The following is a 20258-nucleotide window of genomic DNA, read 5'->3' as shown; positions in this document are numbered from 1 at the left end:
ATGCCCTCATCCGATGTTCGACAGTTTCAGCAGATGCCGCAGGTCGTTAAGCAGATCCTTGCCCTTCACATTCGGCTCGTAACGCAGCACCAGATTGCCGTGCGGGTCGACGATCCACAGCTGCGGCACGGCTTTGTCGCCGGTGGTCTTGTTGAACACCCCGGCATCCAGCGGATAGCGCTGCAGCTGCGGATATTCACGGTCGAGCTTGGCGGCGTAATCGGCGCTCAGTGGTTGCGCGGCGGCGAGGGCGTGGCTGGCGCGGCCGGCTTCGCGGCCGAGGCTGATCTGGATCTGCCGCGCCAGATAAACCAGTTGCTGGCAATCGACGGCGCAATCCTTCGGCGCCGTGACCAGAATCTGCCAGCGCTGCTCATCGGCCTGCACGCCGAGGTCGGCGCGGGTCTGGCCGTTGCCGATCAGCTCGCCGTGATAGCTGCGTCCTTCCGGCACCCAGAACTGCAATTTGTACATGCCGGTGGCGAGCAGCATCGGCCCGACCACGCCAAGCACGATCAGCAACAACTGAATGCGCCCGCGCCGGCGGCTGGGGGCAGGTTTGGCCTCAGACATGCTGGGTGGATTCATGGCGCTTCCCATGGCGTTTCTCCTTTGCGTGGTGCCAGCCGAAATAGAGGTAGAGCCCAAGCAGGGCCGTGGCCATGGCGAACCATTGCACGGCGTAGCCGAGGTGTTTTTCCGGCCCCATCGCGACTACCGGCCAATCGGTCTGATAGCTGACCGGGCCGGGTTCGGCGCGTAATTCGTAGGCGAAGCCGTCGCGCTCCAGGGTTCGCCACAATTTGCCCGGCTCGACGGCGGTAATGGTTTGCGGCCAGGCATTGCTGGCCGGATCGGCGTGCAACTGGAACGTCGCGCCGGGAGCGACGTAGACCCAGGCGTCGAGCGTCAGCGTCTCGGCGGGTGTTGTAAATTGCGGCGGCACACGCCGGTCGGGCCAAGGCAGCCAGCCGCGATTGACCAGCAGCCACAGACCGCTGCGTTGATCCTGAAACGGTTGCAGCAATTCAACGCCGACCTTGCCGCCACGCTGGCGGTTGTCGAGCAACAGGGTATGGGCGGGGTCGAACTGGCCGTGCAGGCGCACGCGGCGGTAAGCCGGGTCGGCGTTGCCGAGCAGTTCACTGCTGGCCAGCGGTTCGGCCACGCGACGTTCGGCATAACTGGCCAGCAGCGCGGTTTTCTCCGCGCCCCGGCCCAGTTGCCAGAAGCCCAGCGCAACCATCAGCGGCAGCAACAGCGCCACCACGACAGTGGGAATCACGCCCGGGCGAAAGCGCTTCATGGGCGCGCCATAAAGTCAGTCATCGCGATCGCTATACTCAATTGCATCGCCTGTCCCCCGGAGTCTTGCCATGTTCAAAGCAGCGATCGTCCTGATGCTGATTGCCACGGTCGTCAGCCTGTTCAGCGGCCTGTTTTTCCTGGTCAAGGACGACAGCAGCTCCAATCGCCTGGTCATCGCCTTGAGTGTTCGGGTGGCACTGGCCGTGGGCACCGTCGGCCTGATGGCCTGGGGTTTCTACAGCGGCCAGTTGGTGTCCCATGCGCCCTGGTAGCGCCAGCAGTCAGAGGACGTAAACGAAGAAGAACAAACCGATCCACACCACATCGACGAAGTGCCAGTACCAGCTCGCCGCCTCGAAACCGAACTGGTGCTCGTTGTCGAAGTGGCCCTTCATGATGCGCATCAGCATCACGAACAGGATGATCGTGCCGATGGTCACGTGGGCGCCGTGGAATCCGGTGAGCATGAAGAACGTCGCGCCGTAGATGCCCGAGCCGAGGGTCAGCCCCAGCTCTTTGTAGGCATGGATGTACTCTTCCGCCTGGAAACCGAGGAACGCGACGCCCAGCAGTACGGTGATCGCCAGCCACAGTTTCAGTGCGCCGCGATGGCCTTTCTTCAGCGCATGGTGGGCGATGGTGATGGTCACGCTGGAGCTGACCAGCAGAATGGTGTTGATCAGCGGCAGGCCCCACGGGCTGATGACTTCTTTTGGCGGCGGGAACAGTTTCGGATCAGGTGTGTGCAGCAGCGGCCAGACAAATTCGAAGTTCGGCCAGAGCATGTGCGCGATGCCTTTCGGCCCCTCACCGCCCAGCGCCGGCCCGGACACATGGCGCACATAGAACAGCGCGCCGAAGAAGGCGACGAAGAACATCACCTCGGAAAAGATGAACCAGCTCATGCCCCAGCGGAACGAGCGGTCCAGCTGCGGGCTGTACAGCCCCGCGCGACTTTCCTTGATCACCGCACCGAACCAGCCGAACAGCATGTACGCCAGCAGCAGGCCGCCGACGAAAAAGATCAGCGGGCCGTGGGAGTCCGGGCGTGCGGCCTTGAGATCGTTGAACCAGGTGGCGAGGCCGTACACGGTGACGAACATCCCGAGCGTGGCGATGATCGGCCATTTGCTCTGGGCCGGGACGTAATAATGCTCATGAGTTGCCATTTATTGTTCTCCTTATCGGCCACGCTCAACCGCCAGTGTTAACAGCCACCGGCGGATGTCGGGCGGTGATATCGAACAGCGTGTAGGACAGCGTCAGGTGCTTCACTTCCTTGGGCATGTCGCGGTCAACGATGAAACGCACCGGCATTTCGATCTGTTCACCGGGCTGCAGCACCTGCTGGGTAAAGCAAAAGCATTCGGTCTTGTGGAAAAACGCCGCGGCGTTGCTCGGCGCAATACTCGGCACCGCTTGCGCACTCATCGGTTTGTCGGTGGGATTGCGTGCGATGAAGACCATCTCGTTCACCGCGCCGGGATTGGCGGTCAGCTCGTCGTGTTTCGGGTAAAAGTCCCACGGCATGTCGGCGGTGTTGGTCGAGAGAAACTGCACGCGCACCTGGCGCGAGGTGTCGACCACTTGCTCGCCCGCATACTGGCCGCCGGTCTTGCCGTTGATGCCGAAGGCTTTGCACATCACGTCGTAGATCGGCACTAGGGCGAAACCGAAGACGAACATCGCCACCACCACCAGCAACAGGCGGGTGACGAGTTTCTTCAGCGAGATCGAGTCAGCCATGGTTCATGCCTCCCTCGTGTTCCCTGGTGGCCGGTGATGCTGTGGTGAGGGGATTTATCCCCGTTGGGCTGCGAAGCGGCCCTGAATCCAGCGCACACGGTCTACCTGATAAATTTCGATTGCAGATTTTGGGGCTGCTGCGCAGCCCAACGGGGATAAATCCCCTCGCCACGGGGGATCTGTGTACATCCACAGAAGATCTGTGAGCATCCACTGGGGATCTGTGCCTCTGCACACATTGCAAAAAACAGGAGGTGTTCATTTCACTTCCGGCGGCGTGGTGAAGGTGTGATACGGCGCCGGCGACGGCACGCTCCACTCCAGCCCTTCGGCGCCGTCCCACGGTTTGGCCGGGGCCGGTGCGCCGCCACGGATGGTCTTGATGACGATGAACAGGAAGAAAATCTGCGTGGCGCCGAACATGAACGCGCCGATCGACGAGACCATGTTGAAATCGGCGAACTGCAGGTTGTAGTCCGGAATCCGTCGCGGCATCCCCGCAAGGCCGACGAAGTGCATCGGGAAAAAGGTCAGGTTCATGCCGACGAACGACAGCCAGAAATGCAGCTTGCCGAGGGTTTCGTCGTACATGTGCCCGGTCCACTTCGGCAGCCAGTAATAGGCCGAGGCGAAGATGCCGAAGATCGCCCCGGGCACCAGCACATAGTGGAAGTGCGCGACAACGAAGTAGGTGTCCTGGTACTGGAAGTCCGCCGGGGCGATCGCCAGCATCAGCCCGGAAAAACCACCGATCGAGAACAGGATGACGAACGCCACGGCAAACAGCATCGGCGTCTCGAAGGTCATCGAGCCCTGCCACATGGTGCTCGCCCAGTTGAACACTTTCACACCCGTCGGCACGGCGATCAGCATGGTCGCGTACATGAAAAACAATTCGCCCACCAGCGGGATGCCGACCACGAACATGTGGTGCGCCCAGACAATGAACGACAGGAACGCGATGCTCGCCGTGGCGTAGACCATCGAGGTGTAGCCGAACAGCGGCTTGCGCGCGAAGGTCGGGATGATCTGGCTGACCGCGCCGAACGCCGGCAGGATCATGATGTACACCTCGGGGTGGCCGAAGAACCAGAACACATGCTGGAACAGCACCGGGTCACCCCGCCGGCAGCACTGAAGAAACTGGTGCCGAAATGGATGTCCATGAGCATCATCGTCACGCAGCCAGCGAGCACCGGCATCACTGCGATCAGCAGAAACGCGGTGATCAGCCAGGTCCACACGAACAGCGGCATTTTCATCAGGGTCATGCCGGGTGCGCGCAGGTTGAGGATGGTCGCGACTACGTTGATCGCGCCCATGATCGAACTGATGCCCATCAAGTGGATGGCGAAGATGAAGAACGTCACGCTTTCCGGTGCATAAGTCGTCGACAGCGGCGCGTAGAACGTCCAGCCGAAATTCGGCCCGCCGCCCGGGGTGAACAGGGTCGAGACCAGCAGCAGAAACGCGGCCGGCAACAGCCAGAAACTGAAGTTGTTCATCCGTGGCAGGGCCATGTCGGGCGCGCCGACCATCAGCGGGATCATCCAGTTGGCGAGGCCGACGAAGGCCGGCATCACCGCACCGAACACCATGACCAGACCGTGCATGGTGGTCATCTGGTTGAAGAATTCCGGCTGCACGATCTGCAGGCCGGGCTGGAACAGCTCGGCGCGAATGACCATGGCGAACGAGCCGCCCAGCAGGAACATGCAGAAGGCAAACCACAGGTACAGCGTGCCGATGTCCTTGTGGTTGGTGGTCAGCACCCAGCGCATCAGGCCTTTGGCGGGGCCGTGGGCGTGGTCGGCGTGACCGTGGTCATCGATGACAGCGCTCATGGCCGGTCTCCTTTACGAAGTTGGACGGGGCGGGCCGGGGCGCGCTGCCCTGACCGGTTCACTGAATACGCAATTGACCGGCTCATTTGCTTTCCGCCTGTTTCAGCTCCAGCACTTCTTTTGGCGTGACCATGTCGCCCTTGTTGTTGCCCCAGGCGTTACGTTCGTAAGTCACGACCGCTGCGATATCGACTTCCGACAGCTGTTTGCCGAACGCCGCCATGGCGGTGCCGGGTTTGCCGTGGTAGACGATGCTCAGGTGGTCCTTGATCGGCCCGGTGGCGATTTTCGAGCCCTTGAGCGCCGGGAACATCGGCGGCAGGCCCTGGCCTTCAGCCTGGTGACAGGCCACGCAAGTGGTGTGGTAAACCTTGTCGCCGCGTTCCTTGAGCTCGTCGAGGGTCCATTCCTTGCTGGTCAGTTCTTTGAGCTGCGCGGCCTCGGCCTTGCGCTCGGCGAGCCATTTTTCGTAGTCGGCCTGTTCCTTGACCTCGACCACGATCGGCATGAAGCCGTGATCCTTGCCGCACAATTCGGCGCACTGGCCACGGTAGAGGCCTGGTTTGTCGATGCGCGTCCAGGCTTCGTTGACGAACCCGGGAATCGCATCGCGCTTGACTGCAAATGCCGGCACCCACCAGGAGTGAATGACGTCGGCGGAGGTCACCAGAAAGCGCACCTTGGCGCCGATCGGCAGCACCAGCGGCTTGTCGACTTCGAGCAGGTAGTGCTCGCCCTTGGCTTCTTTGTTGTGAATCTGCTCGGCGGGGGTGGCCAGGTTACTGAAGAACTCGACGTCCTGGCCCAGGTATTTGTAGTGCCACTTCCACTGATAACCGGTGATCTGGATATCGATGTCCGGCTCGCTGGTGTCGTACATCTTGATCAGCGTCGCGGTGGCGGGGACGGCCATGGCCACCAGAATCAGCAGCGGCACGATGGTCCACATGATCTCGACGCCGGTGCTTTCGTGGAATTTGGCCGCGACCTGGCCGGTAGAGCGGCGGTGCACCATCATCGACCAGAACATGGCGCCGAAGACGATGATCCCGATCACCACACAGATCCAGAAAATGGTCATGTGCAGGTCGAATACTGCGTGACTGATTTCAGTCGCTCCAGGCGCCATATTCACAGTCCATGCCGCGTTGGCCGGGCTGAAAATCGACCACAACAGGAGGCCCATCCAGACATGTGGATGTCGCATCATTGCGGGTTCCCCTTATCGTTCTTGTTATCCCGCCGGCGTATCGCCTGCGGCAAGGGAGCGGCTGCATCAGACTACGAACTTGAATCGCCGGGCCTTGCTGCGGGTGCAGTCGGGCGTCATCAGCTAACTCCATTCATTGGCGAGTATAGACAGCGCCCGGGAATTGCAACCCGGGCACGTAAATGAGCTGAAACACCCGGCGCTTGCGTTCAAGTGCCCGAATGGAGAAGGATGCAGACGAGTGGTGGCGAATGGATATAACGCAGCTGCATCAAGGATGAAATAATTATGACAAATGCGTCTTAGCGTTTTTCGTAAGCCAGCTAAGTTATGTCTTCCCTATTTCATTGCCTTGTTTCCTGGAGTTTTCATGAACACCGCCGCATTGCGCGAGCAGATCCAACAAGCCCAACAGCACGAAAAAGACACCGGCCTGCTGACCCGTCAGCTGGAAAGCAAGCTGCCTCACCTGCACCCGGCGATCCAGTTGCCGGAAGCCGACGCCCAGGGCGTGCTGACACGTTTTGTCGCCGCCTACATCGATGAAGTGCCGGACCTGCTGGATGCAGCCAATGAAGTCGCCAGGGAAGCGGGAATCGAATCGCAGATCAAACCGGTGCTGAAGATCGCCGAGCAGTATTTCCTCCAGCCGCCGGCGATCATGGCTGGGCACGTCGGCCTGGACAGCCTGCTCGACGAGGCCTATCTGGCACACCGTTTTGTCGAAGAGGTCAACGACCTGTACATCAAGCATTTCGGCCAGCCATTGATCCCCTTGGACATGACGGTCGCCAACCTGATTGCTCACCAATTGATCGGTGAGGAATTCGCCAACCAACTGGACGAAGCGGTGCATCACGCGATCGACGAGATGCTCAACGAAGAGAGTTTTGCTTTGGAGTCGGTAGAAGCCTACCGCGAAAAACTCAGCAGTCCGGACACTGGCGCGGCGTGGAAACGCTGGCCGTGCATGAGCCGCCGGTTGGGAGTGGGGCTTGAGCTGGATCAGCCTGCTGCCTGAGTCATACACAATCCAATGTAGGAGCTGCCGCAGGCTGCGATCTTTTGATGTTGTTTTTAAAAATCAAGATCAAAAGATCGCAGCCTGCGGCAGCTCCTACAGGGGTCGAGTCAACCCGGAGATTTAAGCGGCTGAGCCAATCCCGGTATTGGTCCGCACCCGCCCCTCAAGCCGTCGCTTCAACCCACGCGATTCGATCAACAGCTTCGACCCCTTCGCCGCATTCGCCCGGCCCCACTCCTCAAGCAACTCGAGACACGAATGGTCGATGTAGCTCAGGTTGTTCAGCGGCACATGCACCGTGGTGCCGTGGGGAATGCTGCCCAGCACTTGAGTCAGCGCCGGTACTTTGAGGAACGTCGCCGCGCCGACCAGACGCAATTCCATTTCGCCGTCCTGCGGCAGGTCGATCAGGCTGATTTTCAGGCGCGAAGCCTTGAATGCCAGCTTCAACATGGTCAGACCGAAGCCGATCAGCACACCGGTGAGCAGGTCAGTGAAGATGATCGCCAACGCTGTAGCGGCGTAGGTGAACATCGGCATCCGCCCGTACCGGCCCAGACCACGGAAGGCTTTCAGGTCGACCAGTTTGAAACCGGTATACACCAGCACGCCCGCCAGGCTCGCCACCGGAATGCTTTGCAGCACGCTCGACAGTAACAGCACGAATGCCAGCAGCCACAGGCCATGGAAAATCGTCGAGTAGCGCGTGGTCGCACCGGCCTGGACGTTGGCCGAACTGCGCACGATCACTCCGGTCATCGGCAGCGCGCCGACCAGACCGCAGAGCATGTTGCCGACACCTTGCGCCGACAGTTCACGGTCGAAGTCCGAACGCACGCCGCTGTGCATGCGGTCCACCGCCGCGGCGGACAACAGGGTTTCGGCACTGGCGATAAACGCCACGGCGAACGCGGCAATCAGCAGTGTCGGGTCGGCCAGACTCATCAGGTCGGCTGGCTTGAGCCAATCGATCGCCTCGGCCAGGTTCGCCGGTACCTCGACGCGCTTGACCTGCAACGCCAGCAGCAGACTCGCCACGGTGGCCAGACCCACACCGAGCAATGCGCCGGGAATGAAGCGCAGCGAATGCGGGCGGAATTTTTCCCACAGCCACATCACCGCAATCGTCGACAGACCGAGCAGACCCGCCTGCCAGCCGAACGATGGCAAGGCTTGCGCTACGGCCGCCGGGAACGCCGTGAGGTTGTCGAGACCGGAAGGCTGCGGCTTGGCATCGAGCATCACATGGATTTGCGAGAGCACAATCAACACGCCAATGCCCGCGAGCATGCCGTAGACCACTGCTGGCGCCGTGACCCGAAACCAGCAGCCAAGCTTCAGCCGCCCGGCGACCAGTTGCAGAAAACCGGCGAGCAGCAGGATCGGCCCGAGCATCTCGATGCCATGCTGGCGCACCAGCTCGAAAACCAGCACCGCCAGACCCGCCGCCGGACCGCTGACCTGCAACGGCGAGCCCGCCAGCCAACCGACCACCAGACCGCCGATGATGCCGGTGATCAGACCTTTTGCCGGCGGCAGCCCTGAGGCAATCGCGATGCCCATGCACAGCGGCAGGGCGACCAGAAACACAACCACGGAGGCGAGCAGCTCCCGTGGCAACACAGCTTTCAATTGAGCCGCACGCATGGCGATTCTCCCGAAGTTTTCTTCAGGCGTGGCGAGGCCGGACCGCTGAATCAGCGGCCGGCGTCATACCACACAGATTGTTGGGAAGATTTAGAAGCGCGCTTTGGGCGTCGCCACAGGAATCGGATGGCTGCCGTCGAGAGGCAGGAAACGACCCTGGTCCGCGTCGTAAGCTTTGATTTCGCTGGTTTCGATGTTGTAGACCCAGCCATGGATGAACAGATGACCGTTCGCCATGCGCGAGGCTACCGAAGGATGGGTACGCAAGTGCTGCAGTTGGGCGATGACGTTTTCCTCGGTGAGGATCGGCATGCTGTCTTTTTCGTCGGTGCAGTTGCAGTTGTCGTGCACCATGGTTTTCGCGACTTCAGCGTGGCGCAGCCAGGCTTTGACCGTCGGCATTTTTTCCAGGCTGTCGGGGTTGAGTACCGCGCGCATGGCGCCGCAATCGGAGTGGCCGCAAATGATGATGTGCTGCACGCCCAGCGCCAGTACCGCGTATTCGATCGCGGTGGAGACGCCGCCGTTCATCTGACCGTAGGGCGGCACCACGTTGCCGACGTTACGGGTAACGAACAGATCGCCCGGCGAGCTCTGGGTGATCAGCTCGGGAACGATGCGCGAGTCGGCGCAAGTGATGAACATCGCCTTGGGCGCCTGAGCGGTGGCGAGCTTCTTGAACAGTTCTTCCTGCTGCGGAAAAACGTCATGATGAAAGCGTAAAAAGCCATCAACGATCTGTCGCAGTGCTGCATCGGCGGATTGTGCTTCAGGGCTTTGCGCCGAGGCAGCCAACGACTGTTTATCCTTGTCACTCATGATTCATCCTCTTGTGCGGATTCAGGGAGTCTTCCCCGGTATTCCGGTATGAAGCCAGTGGCTGTTTAAACCATCCGGGTCATCCCGACCCGTCAGTCACTCGATGAACAAGGTAGCCGCCGAAACTTAACTGAAACTGAATCAAACGCTCTAGAACGTGTGTTCCAGGTCACAAAAAACGTGACTGGCGTGTTTCGGCGGAAGGATTCCAACCCGTCAACCCAAAGCCAATTGTCGCTAAATCAACGACATCTGGCGACCCGGCGGACAGAAGGCCGAGCAGTCGAGGTTATAGCCCTCGCGTTTGTTCAGGCCAAGCTTTTTGATGGCCTTGGCAAATCTTTGTGCGAGCAGGTCTGCAAACGGTCCTTCACCGCGCATGCGCGCACCGAAACGGCTGTCGTAGAGTTCGCCGCCGCGACTCTGGCGGATCAGGCTCAGCACATGGGCGGCACGTTGCGGATAGTGCGCCTGCAACCACTCCTCGAACAGCGGCGCGACTTCCAGCGGCAGGCGCAGCATCATGTAGGCAGCGCTTTGCGCACCGGCGGCGTGGGCCTCGGTGAGCAGGCTTTCGATCTCACTGTCATTGATCATCGGAATCATCGGCGAACACAGCACGCCTACTGGAATGCCTGCTTCGCGCATGACCCGGATCGCGCGCAGGCGTGCCTTGGGCGCTGCGGCGCGCGGTTCGAGGGTGCGTTTGAGTTCATCATCCAGCGTGGTCAAGCTGATCATCACCGACACCAGCCGTTGCTGCGCCAACTCGGTCAGCAAATCGAGATCGCGCAGAATCAGCGAACCTTTGGTGACAATGGTCACCGGATGCCGGTAACGCAGCAGCACTTCCAGGGTCTGACGGGTGATTTTGTATTCGCGCTCGATGGGCTGATACGGGTCGGTATTGGAACCGAGATTGATCGGCGCACATTGATAGCTGGGTTTGCTCAGCTGTTCCTCGAGGACCTGGGCGGCATTGGTCTTGGCAATCAGCCGGGTTTCGAAATCCAGGCCCGGCGACATGTCCCAATAGGCGTGGCTGGGCCGTGCGTAGCAATAGATGCAGCCGTGTTCGCAGCCGCGATAGGGATTGAGCGAACGGTCGAAGGGCAGATCCGGCGAGGTGTTGCGGCTGATGATCGATTTGGCCTTCTCGATGATCACTTCGGTGTTTTGCGTCTCTGGCACTTCCTGATACCAGCCATCGTCCTCGGCCACCGAACGACTGGGCGCAAAGCGGTTGTGCGGGTTGGTTGCGGTGCCGCGACCGCGAGGTGGCAATGGAGTAGACATGAAAACGCCCCGATACTGTATATGCGCACAGTATCGGGGCGATCCTCATCTGGCTAGTGCCATCGGGCGAGTGGTCAGTTGTGTTGCGTCACTTGGCCAAGATCGTCACCGGAGGTCTGCTTCATATCCTCCGTACGCAACTCGGCAACATCGGCAGCTTTCACTGGCGCACCCTTGTTGCCCCAGCTGCCACGAATGAAACTCATCACATCTGCCACTTCCTGATCCGACAGGCGCCAGGCGAAACCGGGCATGGTGAAGGTCGATGGCGCGGTGTGCGTTGCCGGCAAAGTCCCGCCCTTGAGCACGATGTGGATCAGCGATGTCGGGTCATCCGTCTGCAGCACCGGATTGCCCGCCAGCGCCGGGAACACCCGGGTGTAGCCCTGGCCATCGGTACGGTGGCAGGCTGCGCAGTTGTCGATGTACACCGACGCGCCGCGTTGGCTGTCGTCGCCGTTCCACAGCGCTTTGGCCACTTTCTCGTCGTACTGATGCGGCTGATCCGCCGGGTCATTGGCCGGTAGCGATTTGAGATAGCGGGCAATCGCGGTGAGGTCGGCGTCGCTCATGTACTGCATGCTGTGGGTGACCACATCGCTCATGCCGCCGAACACTGCGCTGCGATCACTGCGCCCGGTCTTGAGGAACTGCACCAGTTGTTCTTCGCTCCAGCTGCCGAGGCCATCCTTGTGATCGCCGCGCAGGCTCTTGGCGATCCAGCCTTCCAGCGGTGCACTGCCGGCGAGGAATTCGCTGCCGTCCGCCGCGCTCAGGGATTTTTCCTGCATGGTCAGCGCGCGCGGGGTATGACAGGCACCGCAGTGGCCGAGGCCTTCGACCAGGTATGCGCCACGATCGATCACCGGATCGGCCGATGTGGCCTGGTAATCCTCGACCTTCGGCGCAAACAGCCAGCGCCAGCCCATCAGCGGCCAGCGCATGCTCAACGGCCAGGGAATGTCGCTGGCCTTGTTCTCCTGCGCCACCGGTTCGACGCCGTGCATGAAGTAGGCGTACAGCGCTTGCATGTCGGCCTGGTTGACCCGCGCGTAGGACGGATACGGCATCGCCGGGTACAACGTGCTGCCGTTTTTGGCCACACCGTGGCGCACGGCCTGATCGAAGTCTTCGAAGCTGTAGTCGCCCAGACCGGTCTTGTCCGGGGTGATGTTGGTCGAGTAGATCGTGCCGATCGGCGTCTCCATCGGCAGACCGCCGGCGAACGGCTTGCCGCCCTTGGCCGTGTGGCAGGCCACGCAGTCGCCGGCGCGGGCAAGGTATTCACCTTGCTTGATCAGATTTTGATCAACATCGGCCGCATAAATTGCAGTGCTGCCGAGCAGGGCGACGGTGGCGATAACGAGGGTTTTCATGGTCATCGCTCCTTAAGCCTGCACCAGCGGGCCGGGGTTTTTCAGGTATTGCTCGCGGATCGCTTTTGCCGACCAGTAGGTCAGCGCCGCCACCAGCCCGGTCGGGTTGTAGCCCAGGCCCTGCGGGAACGCCGAGGCGCCCGGGACGAATACGTTGTGCACGTCCCAGCTCTGCAAATAGCGGTTCAGGGCGCTGGTCTTCGGATCGGTGCCCATGATCGCGCCACCGTTGAGGTGGGTGGTCTGGTACGAGGCGGTGTTGAAGTGATCGCCGACCTGCTTGCCGATCACTGCAATGGCTTTCGGGCCCATGGCTTGGGCGATCTTGCCCATTTTCTCGACCATGAAGCGGTTCATCTTGATGTCGTTTTCCTGCCAGTCGAAGGTCATGCGCAGCAGCGGCAGGCCGTAGGCATCGCGGTACACCGGATCGAGATCGAGGTAGTTGCCACGGTAGGATTGATGCGCGCCGTGGGCGTCCATCGACACCTGGTGGGTGTAGTAATCGGCGGTGGCGCGTTTCCATGCGCTGCCCCAGGCCGGTGTGCCCGGCGGGTTCGAGGTGCCGGCAATCGGTCGACTGCCAGCCTGGTTGACCCACATCGGCGAACCGCCGACGAAGCCGTGCGGGCCGTGGTCGAAGTTGTCGGCGTTGAAATCGTCCACCGCCACGCCGTTGCCGCCAGCGCCGATGAAGTTGTTGGTGTGGGTGTCCTTGTCGAAGAAGGCCTTGATGGTGGCCATGTTCTGGTAGGCGAAGTTACGCCCGACCACGCCTTCGCCGCTGATCGGGTCGTACGGTTTGCCGATCCCGGACAGCAGCATCAGACGCACGTTGTGCAACTGGAATGCGCCGAGGATCACCAAATCCGCCGGCTGCTCGATCTCGCGGCCCTGGCCGTCGATGTAGGTGACGCCGGTGGCTTTGCTTTTCGTGCTGTCGAGGTTGACCCGCAGCACATGGGAGTTGGGCCGCAGCTCGAAATTCGGCAGGGGCTTGAGCGCCGGCAGAATGTTCACGTTCGGCGAGGCTTTGGAATACATGTAGCAGACGTAGCCGCTGCAGAAACCGCAGAAATTGCACGGCCCCATCTGTGCGCCGTAGGGATTGGTGTACGGCCCCGAAGTATTAGCCGAAGGCAGGTTGTAGGGTTTGTAACCGACTTCTGTGGCCGCTTTGCCGAACAGCTGTGCGGATACGGTGTTCTTCTGCGCTTCAAGCGGAAACGGATTGGAGCGATCCGCCGCATAAGGGTTACCGCCCTTGCCCTGACCGACCAGTTGGCCTTTCACCGTCCAGGCCTGGCCGGAGGTGCCGAAGACTTTTTCCGCGAAGTCGAAAAACGGTTCCAGCTCTTCATAGCTGACGCCGAAATCCTGAATGGTCATGTCTTTGGGGATGAAGCTTTTGCCGTAGCGTTCTTCATAGTGGCTGCGCATGCGCAACTCGATCGGGTCGACACGAAAGTGCACGCCCGACCAGTGCAGACCGGCGCCGCCGACGCCATTCCCCGGCAGGAACGCGCCCAGCTGGCGGTTGGGCAGGGCGATGTCGTTGACGCTGTGGCGAATGGTCACCGTCTCTTTGGAGATGTCCTGAAAGAGTTTCTTGCGCACGCTGTAGGTGAGTTCGTCGATCACCTGCGGATAGTTGCCGTCGGGGTAGGTGTCCTGCATCGGCCCGCGCTCCAGCGCCAGCACGTTCAGACCCGCCTCGGTGAGCTCCTTGGCCATGATCGCGCCAGTCCAGCCAAAACCGACGATGACTGCATCAACCTTCTTCATTACCGTTGCCATGCTTACGCCCTCTCGCCGCGAATCGACACTGCCGGGAAGGGGTATTGCTCGTTGCGTTCCACCCAATCCATGAAATCGGCGCGGGCGCCGGGGAAACCGATCATGGTCCAGCCGACCATGCCTTTATTGCCACCGTGGATCGGGTCACAGAAGAAACCTTCCTTGGTATTTTGCAGCAGCAGATTGAAGAAGATCTTCGCCGGCACCGCATCGAACTGCGGCTTGCCGGCTTCCAGTTGCTTGAGCAAATCGTCTCGGGTAGCGCTGTCTTGCTCGGCAAATGTTTTACCGCTCAAACCTTTTACCCACTGATCCGTGGCGGCGATGCCGAGGCGATAGATGTCTTTGGGCACCAGTTTGCTCTGCCAACCCATCTCGGGTGCGGCGTCGGCATTGAACGGGCCTTGCATGTACCACAGGGCACCGGCGGCGTACGGGGTGTTCATTTGCCGGTCGATGTATTCCGGCACGCCGGCTTCGAGGGCACCGGGGCCTTGCGCGTCGTTGGGGATCAACTGGGCGACGGCGGCATTGATGAATGCCCATTCTTCAGCGGTGAAAAAGCTCGGCTGATAGTCACCAGCGACAGAGGCCGGTTTTGCTGCGGCCGGCGCCGGTGTGCTTTCAGGTGCGGCTTGCAGCACGCTGCTGCCCAGGCCGGTACCGGCAAGCGTGACCACCGGAATCAGGGTCAGGGATTTGCGCAAGAACTCACGCCGCGGGTTGTCTCGATCTTGATCAGACATGGGGGGCACCTCATCAGGCATAGAAGTCAGCCGCTTCTGCGAGCAGCTCGAGGAATTTTGCGTTGCGACGATCAGGGTCCGGTCGGGTAAAAGCCGTTCCCTCTGCAACATCATGTGACAAATGGTAGCAGGCTAAGCATCAAGAAAAACCGTTTGCACGGAAAAAAGCCCGGCGAGGCGCCGATTCACGTTTCTTTGACGGCCGGCTCACGGCGTATTGACCGCTTGATAGCGAAGCTGCAATTCCTCCCATGAAGATTGCCGAAACGGTCAGCCCAGCATGTCTCGAGTGCGCTTTTTCCCCGCGTTATGTTTTTCGCTTGTTGCACTGTTGCATGGCATTGCCGCCCGGGCGGCCGACGCCACGCCATCTCGCCCGGCCGAGTGGGCGCAACCGGTAGAGGCGCAGTTCAACCTGTTCCGCATGTCACCGACGCTGTATCGCAGCGCCTTGCCCAGCCGCAGTGCGGTGCCGCTGTTGAACGATCTGCATGTCGTCACGGTGATCAACTTCCTGCCTGACGCTGATAGCGACTGGCTCTCCGCGCCGGGCATCAAGCAAGTGCAGCTGCCGTATCGCACCAACCACGTCGACGACAGCGATGTGCTCAAGGCTCTGCGCGCGATTCAGTCCGCCGAAGCTGACGGCCCGGTGCTCATGCACTGCAAGCACGGTTCTGACCGCACCGGTCTGATGGCGGCGATGTACCGGGTGGTGGTGCAGGGCTGGAGCAAAGAGCAGGCGCTCAAGGAAATGACCGAGGGCGGATTTGGTGACAGCCAGCACTTTCATGACAGCGTGCGTTACGTGATGCAAGCCGACGTCGACCGCTTGCACGAAGCCTTGATCAATGGCGAATGCAGCACCAGTGCATTCGCCATGTGCTCGATGAAGAGCTGGTTCGACTCGGCCCACGTTCAGCGTTGATCAGCTCAAGCGGCTGGCGCAGGAAATAGCGCGTTGTCGATGGGTTTTCCGAGAAAGGCTTGCAGTGCGGCGGGCAGTGCCTGCCTGTCCCCCGAGAGCAGGTGTTCGCGCATGTCGCGGCCCGTCTGTTCGTTGAACAGACCTTCACGTTCGAAGCGCTTGAACGCCTCGCTCGCCAGCACACCCGACCATTTGTAGGCGTACAGCGAAGCCTCATAACCGGTAACCAGATAATCGCAGCTGTTGGCGAAGCGGCAGTAGGCCGGGATGGACAGGTGCGCGAACTCACTTTGCACATCCTCGACTACTTGCTGAACAGTGCGACCGTCACCGTGACAGCGGTGCAGTTCGAAGTCGACCAGCGCGTTCAGCAACAGCATTGCCGTCTCCCGGCTGCGCTGGATGCCTGTGGCGGAAAACGCGGTATTGGCCTGCGCTTCGGAGAGACGCTCACCGCTCTGGTGATGCGTACCCAGCCAGCGCAGGAATTGCCCGGATAACGCCCATTTTTCGAACAGTTGCCCGACGAACTCGGCAGCGTCGCGGCTCAGATGCGAAATGCCGGACAGGTTGTAATGCGGCGAACGCGTCAGCACGTGATGCAGGCAATGGCCGAATTCGTGCAGCAGAACGCGCAGATCCTGCGGATCCAGCAGGTGCGTTTGCCCGTTTTCCGCTGCCGGGTAATTGCATTGAAGCGAGGCAATCGGCAGTAATGGTCGGCCTTCGGCGGTGATTCGTCGATTGCGCAGTACACCGGTCCAGGCATAGTCGTTGCCCGCGTCGCGGTGGAACGGGTCGATGTAGATGTAACCAACCGGTTGCTGACGCTCGCTGATTTCGAACAGGCGCACATTTTCTGCGAAACGCTCGTGGACGGTATTTTCGCTGATGCTGATACCGAACATATGCTCGCTGAAACGGCAGAGGCTGTGCAGTGTGGCTTGCAGCGCGAAGAACTCGCGCAGGTCCTGCTCCGCGCCGCCGGACTGCTTCAGGCGTAATTGCTCGGCGAGGAAATCGTGATCCCACGCTTCTAGCTGTTCAACCCCGTGCTCGCGGGCCAAGGCCTGCAAATCATCGGTCTCGCCCGCCAGTGACACGGCATTGCGGGCGATCTGCTGGCGCAGAAAACGGCCAACCTGATCGGTACCGGTAGCCATACGGTTGTGCAGGCGCAGATGGGCAAAGTTGTCAAAACCCAAGAGCCGGGCTTTGGCATGACGTGCGGCCAGCAGCGTCTGCAAAACCGGCCCGTTATCGAAGCGACCGGCCTGTGGCCCCTGGTCCGAAGCGCGGGTGCACCAGGCTTTGAAATACTCCTCGCGCAGTCCGCGGTGTTGTGCCCGCCTCATGACCTGTTGGTAAGTGTTCTGATCCAGGGTCAGCCGCCACCCGGGCAGGCCGGCCTTGTCGGCATTGGTGGCCAGATGCGCCCGCATTTCGGCCGGCAGTCCCGCCAATAGCGAGGCATCGTCGATGTCTTTGCTCCATGCCGCGTTGACCGATTTGAGGTTGCTCATGAAGCGCTTTTCCAGCAGATCGATTTCGCCGTTCAATCGCGTCAGATCCTTGCGCTGCGCACTCGACAATTCACTGCCGGCCAAGTGAAACCGGCGCAGGATTTTCGCCAGCGAGGCTTTGCGTGCATCGCTGAAGCTGGCGGCTATGGAGCTCTGTGCCAATCGTTGATAAACCTGGAGCAACTGTCGATTGCCGGCCTTCGCAGTCTTGTAACGCTGCGCGGCGTGCGTACTCAGGGCTTCCTGCATCAACCACTGGGGCTCATCGGCATGACTGATCGAGAGGAATTCGATGATTGCCATGGTTTCATCCAGGCGCGCATCGGCTTCATCGATGGCAATTACCACGTCGTCCCAGTTGGGATGATCGACCTGAGTGGCGATGACGTTTTCGATGATCAGCAGGTTGTCGGCAACGATGCGCTCGACTGCTGGCAGCAAGTGCTCGGCGCGTATCGCCGACCAGGGCGGCAACTGCCAATGTTGCAGGAGTGGGTTGGTGTCAGGCATGGCGTCTTCCGTGAGAGAGGGCTGGATTGGCCAGCCTAATCAGGAAGCGCAGGGGCAAGGTGGTGAATAGATACCGCCACCTGCCGACGATGATCGGCAGGCAGCGGTCGTTGTCATTGTTGCTCGTCGGGCTTTTTCTTCAACTTGGGGTTGGGGAAAAACTGCACCGCCTGAACCTTTTTGTCGGCGGCAGGCTTCAGCGCGCTGGTATTGACCCGCGTGCCCAGCTCTTTGGGCACCGACAGGCCTTGCTCGTTGAGCGTGTCGGAGTAACCGCAGGCCACGCATTCGCGGTGCGGCACGCCGTCTTCGTTCCACATCATCAACTTGTCCGGCTCGCTGCACGCCGGGCAGACCGCCCCGGCGATGAAGCGCTTCTTGGTGATCACAGGGCCGTCGCTCATGCTGCCGCGTCCTCACTCAGACCGCTGTGGCGCAGCAGCGCGTCGATCGATGGCTCACGGCCACGGAAGTCGACGAACAGCACCATCGGTGCCTGTGAACCGCCGCGCGCCAGAATCGCTTCGCGGAACGCACGACCGGTTTCAGCGTTGAGCACGCCGTCCTCCTCGAATTTCGAGAAGGCGTCGGCGGACAACACTTCGGCCCACTTGTAGCTGTAGTAACCGGCTGCGTAACCACCGGCAAAAATGTGCGCGAAACTGTTGGGGAAGCGGTTGTACGCCGGTGGACGCATCACCGACACCTCGTCACGCACGCCCTCCAGCACTTGGGCCACGCTGCGGCCATCGCCGTGGGTGGCGTGCAGTTCGAAGTCGAACAGCGAAAACTCCAGCTGACGCACCATCATCAGCCCGGACTGGAAATTCTTCGCCGCGAGCATTTTTTCCAGCAGGTCCTGCGGCAGTGGCTCGCCGGTCTCGTAGTGGCCGGAGATCAGCGCGAGGCCTTCCGGCTCCCAGCACCAGTTTTCCATGAACTGGCTTGGCAGCTCGACCGCATCCCAGGCCACGCCATTGATGCCGGATACGCCAGCGTGTTCGACGCGGGTCAGCAGGTGATGCAGGCCGTGGCCGAACTCGTGGAACAGGGTGGTCACTTCATCGTGGGTCAGCAGCGCAGGCTTGCCGCTGTCGGCCGGGGTGAAGTTGCACACCAGATTGGCGACCGGGCTTTGCAGCACGCCGTCGACGGTGCGACGACGGTCGCGGGCGCCATCCATCCACGCGCCGCCACGCTTGTTGGCGCGGGCATACAGGTCGAAGAAGAAGCGGCCGACGTGCTGGCCGTTTTCCTTGATCTCGAACAGGCGGACGTCCGGATGCCAGGTGTCGAAGCCTTTCTGCTCGGCGATCTCGATGCCGTACAAACGCTGGACGATGGCGAACAGACCGCTCAGGACCTTATCGATCGGGAAGTAGGCACGCAGGGTTTCCTGGGCGACGCTGTAACGCTGCTCGCGAAGTTTTTCACCGTAGAAACCACTGTCCCAGCTTTGCAGATCGGCGCAGCCCTGTTCGGCAGCGTAAGCGCGCAGCTGTTGCAGATCCTGCGCGGCGAACGGCTTGCTGCGCTGGGCCAGATCCCGCAGGAAGCTCAGCACCTGATCGCTGGATTCGGCCATTTTCGTCGCCAGGCTCAGCTCGGCGAAACTGGCGAAGCCCAGCAGTCGGGCCAGTTCCTGGCGCAGGTCGAGGATCTCTTCCATCACCGGGCCGTTGTCGTTCTGGCCAGCATTCGGGCCTTGATCCGAGGCACGGGTGCAATAGGCGGCGTAGACTTCTTCGCGCAGCGCGCGGTCTTGCGCGTAGGTCATCACCGCGTAATAGCTGGGGAATTCCAGAGTGATCAACCAGCCATCCAGACCTTTGGCCTGGGCGGCGGCAGCCATTTGCGCCTTGGCCGAATCGGTCAGGCCGGCGAGGGCGGCTTCATCGGTAATGTGTTTGGTCCACGCCTGAGTGGCGTCGAGCAATTGGTTGGAGAAGCGGCTGCCGAGCTCGGACAGCTTGCTCTGCACTTCGGCGTAACGTTTCTGCTCGGCTTCCGGCAGATCGATACCCGACAGACGGAAATCGCGCAGGGCGTGTTCCAGAATGGTTTTTTGCGCGACGTCGAAATTGGCAGCTTCCGGACTGTTGGCCAGCGCTTCATACGCCTGGAACAGTTCGCGGTTCTGGCCCATCTCGGTGGAGTAGGCGCTCAGAGCCGGCAGGCACGACTCGTAGGCTTCACGCAATTCGGCGCTGTTGCACACGGCGTTAAGATGGCTGACCGGGCTCCATGCCGCACCGAGGCGATCGTTGAGTTCGTCCATCGCCAGCACCAGACCGGCCCAGGTCGGGTTCTTGCCCTGGGTCTTGAGAATTTCGGCGATGGCGGCGCGGTTGTCCGCGAGAATGGTTTCGATGGCGGGCAGGACGTGTTCGGCACGGATCGTGGAGAACGGCGGCAGGTCGTAGGACTGCAAAAGAGGGTTGTTCACGCTCACGGTTGGCACCTTGGCTGGAAGAAACATGCGCC

17 protein-coding genes and 1 pseudogene are annotated in these 20258 nt (G+C 60.9%); 3 read left to right on the top strand and 15 right to left on the bottom strand.

The features are described from left to right. Positions 1-6 precede the first annotated feature (6 nt). Together ACZZ0K_RS23545 and ACZZ0K_RS23540 are read right to left on the bottom strand one after the other, a co-directional pair. Complete coding sequence (locus ACZZ0K_RS23545; protein ID WP_252885093.1) at positions 7-600, bottom strand: hypothetical protein; 594 nt, start codon at positions 598-600, stop codon at positions 7-9. Then, positions 566-1306: an SURF1 family protein gene (locus ACZZ0K_RS23540; RefSeq protein WP_252885094.1), complete on the bottom strand. Its 741-nt coding sequence runs from the start codon at positions 1304-1306 to the stop codon at positions 566-568. The genes ACZZ0K_RS23545 and ACZZ0K_RS23540 overlap by 35 nt, the downstream gene beginning before the upstream one ends. A gap of 70 nt (positions 1307-1376) precedes the next feature. Here ACZZ0K_RS23540 and ACZZ0K_RS23535 point away from each other — a divergent pair, with 70 nt between their 5' ends. After that, the gene (locus ACZZ0K_RS23535; protein WP_056791257.1) at positions 1377-1580 is read left to right on the top strand and encodes a twin transmembrane helix small protein; all 204 of its coding nucleotides are present in this window, start codon (positions 1377-1379) and stop codon (positions 1578-1580) included. A gap of 9 nt (positions 1581-1589) precedes the next feature. On the opposite strand, the gene ACZZ0K_RS23530 is transcribed toward ACZZ0K_RS23535, so the two are convergent. From ACZZ0K_RS23530 to coxB, 4 genes and pseudogenes are all read right to left on the bottom strand, one after another. Continuing rightward, positions 1590-2477 (bottom strand): cytochrome c oxidase subunit 3, encoded by an 888-nt coding sequence (locus ACZZ0K_RS23530; protein ID WP_217864743.1) that lies wholly within the window; start codon positions 2475-2477, stop codon positions 1590-1592. A gap of 25 nt (positions 2478-2502) precedes the next feature. Next, positions 2503-3054 carry a cytochrome c oxidase assembly protein gene (locus ACZZ0K_RS23525; protein ID WP_016772328.1) on the bottom strand — a complete coding sequence of 184 codons (552 nt, stop codon included), beginning with the start codon at positions 3052-3054 and terminating at the stop codon, positions 2503-2505. A 258-nt stretch (positions 3055-3312) separates the two neighbouring features. Then, positions 3313-4769: pseudogene (locus tag ACZZ0K_RS23520) on the bottom strand (cytochrome c oxidase subunit I). Positions 4770-4980: 211 nt separating this feature from the next. Then, a complete protein-coding gene (gene coxB, locus ACZZ0K_RS23515) occupies positions 4981-6108 on the bottom strand; it encodes a cytochrome c oxidase subunit II (RefSeq protein ID WP_016772326.1) in 1128 nt (375 codons plus the stop codon). A 370-nt stretch (positions 6109-6478) separates the two neighbouring features. Between coxB and ACZZ0K_RS23510 the strand changes: the two genes are divergently transcribed. Beyond that, entirely contained in the window at positions 6479-7129 is a 651-nt protein-coding gene (locus tag ACZZ0K_RS23510; RefSeq protein WP_041476468.1) for a hypothetical protein, read from the top strand. Positions 7130-7252: 123 nt separating this feature from the next. Here ACZZ0K_RS23510 and ACZZ0K_RS23505 read toward each other — a convergent pair whose 3' ends face one another. From ACZZ0K_RS23505 to ACZZ0K_RS23480, 6 genes are all read right to left on the bottom strand, one after another. Further along, entirely contained in the window at positions 7253-8779 is a 1527-nt protein-coding gene (locus tag ACZZ0K_RS23505) for a SulP family inorganic anion transporter (protein ID WP_258707408.1), read from the bottom strand. A 90-nt stretch (positions 8780-8869) separates the two neighbouring features. Next, positions 8870-9598: a carbonic anhydrase gene (locus tag ACZZ0K_RS23500; RefSeq protein WP_016772323.1), complete on the bottom strand. Its 729-nt coding sequence runs from the start codon at positions 9596-9598 to the stop codon at positions 8870-8872. Positions 9599-9835: 237 nt separating this feature from the next. Continuing rightward, entirely contained in the window at positions 9836-10894 is a 1059-nt protein-coding gene (locus ACZZ0K_RS23495; protein WP_258707409.1) for a PA0069 family radical SAM protein, read from the bottom strand. Positions 10895-10968: 74 nt separating this feature from the next. Continuing rightward, a complete protein-coding gene (locus ACZZ0K_RS23490) occupies positions 10969-12270 on the bottom strand; it encodes a c-type cytochrome (protein ID WP_258707410.1) in 1302 nt (433 codons plus the stop codon). Between the two features lie 12 nt (positions 12271-12282). Then, positions 12283-14067 carry a GMC family oxidoreductase gene (locus ACZZ0K_RS23485; RefSeq protein WP_041476464.1) on the bottom strand — a complete coding sequence of 595 codons (1785 nt, stop codon included), beginning with the start codon at positions 14065-14067 and terminating at the stop codon, positions 12283-12285. A gap of 2 nt (positions 14068-14069) precedes the next feature. Then, positions 14070-14813: a gluconate 2-dehydrogenase subunit 3 family protein gene (locus ACZZ0K_RS23480; protein ID WP_056791272.1), complete on the bottom strand. Its 744-nt coding sequence runs from the start codon at positions 14811-14813 to the stop codon at positions 14070-14072. Positions 14814-15093: 280 nt separating this feature from the next. On the opposite strand from ACZZ0K_RS23480, the gene ACZZ0K_RS23475 reads away from it, so the two are divergent. Next, entirely contained in the window at positions 15094-15741 is a 648-nt protein-coding gene (locus ACZZ0K_RS23475; RefSeq protein WP_024015019.1) for a phosphatase domain-containing protein, read from the top strand. Between the two features lie 5 nt (positions 15742-15746). On the opposite strand, the gene ACZZ0K_RS23470 is transcribed toward ACZZ0K_RS23475, so the two are convergent. The 3 genes from ACZZ0K_RS23470 to prlC all read right to left on the bottom strand — a co-directional run bounded on the left by ACZZ0K_RS23470 (position 15747) and on the right by prlC (position 20253). Beyond that, complete coding sequence (locus tag ACZZ0K_RS23470) at positions 15747-17774, bottom strand: M3 family metallopeptidase (protein ID WP_258707411.1); 2028 nt, start codon at positions 17772-17774, stop codon at positions 15747-15749. 113 nt (positions 17775-17887) lie between these two features. Then, positions 17888-18178: a YheV family putative zinc ribbon protein gene (locus ACZZ0K_RS23465; RefSeq protein ID WP_016772316.1), complete on the bottom strand. Its 291-nt coding sequence runs from the start codon at positions 18176-18178 to the stop codon at positions 17888-17890. Further along, on the bottom strand, positions 18175-20253 hold the full coding sequence (gene prlC, locus ACZZ0K_RS23460; protein WP_164558344.1) for an oligopeptidase A: 2079 nt from the start codon (positions 20251-20253) through the stop codon (positions 18175-18177). The genes ACZZ0K_RS23465 and prlC overlap by 4 nt, the downstream gene beginning before the upstream one ends. Positions 20254-20258 lie beyond the last annotated feature (5 nt).

The organism is Pseudomonas sp. AC255 (assembly GCF_979258175.1).
This window is presented reverse-complemented; position numbering and strand designations above follow the sequence as displayed.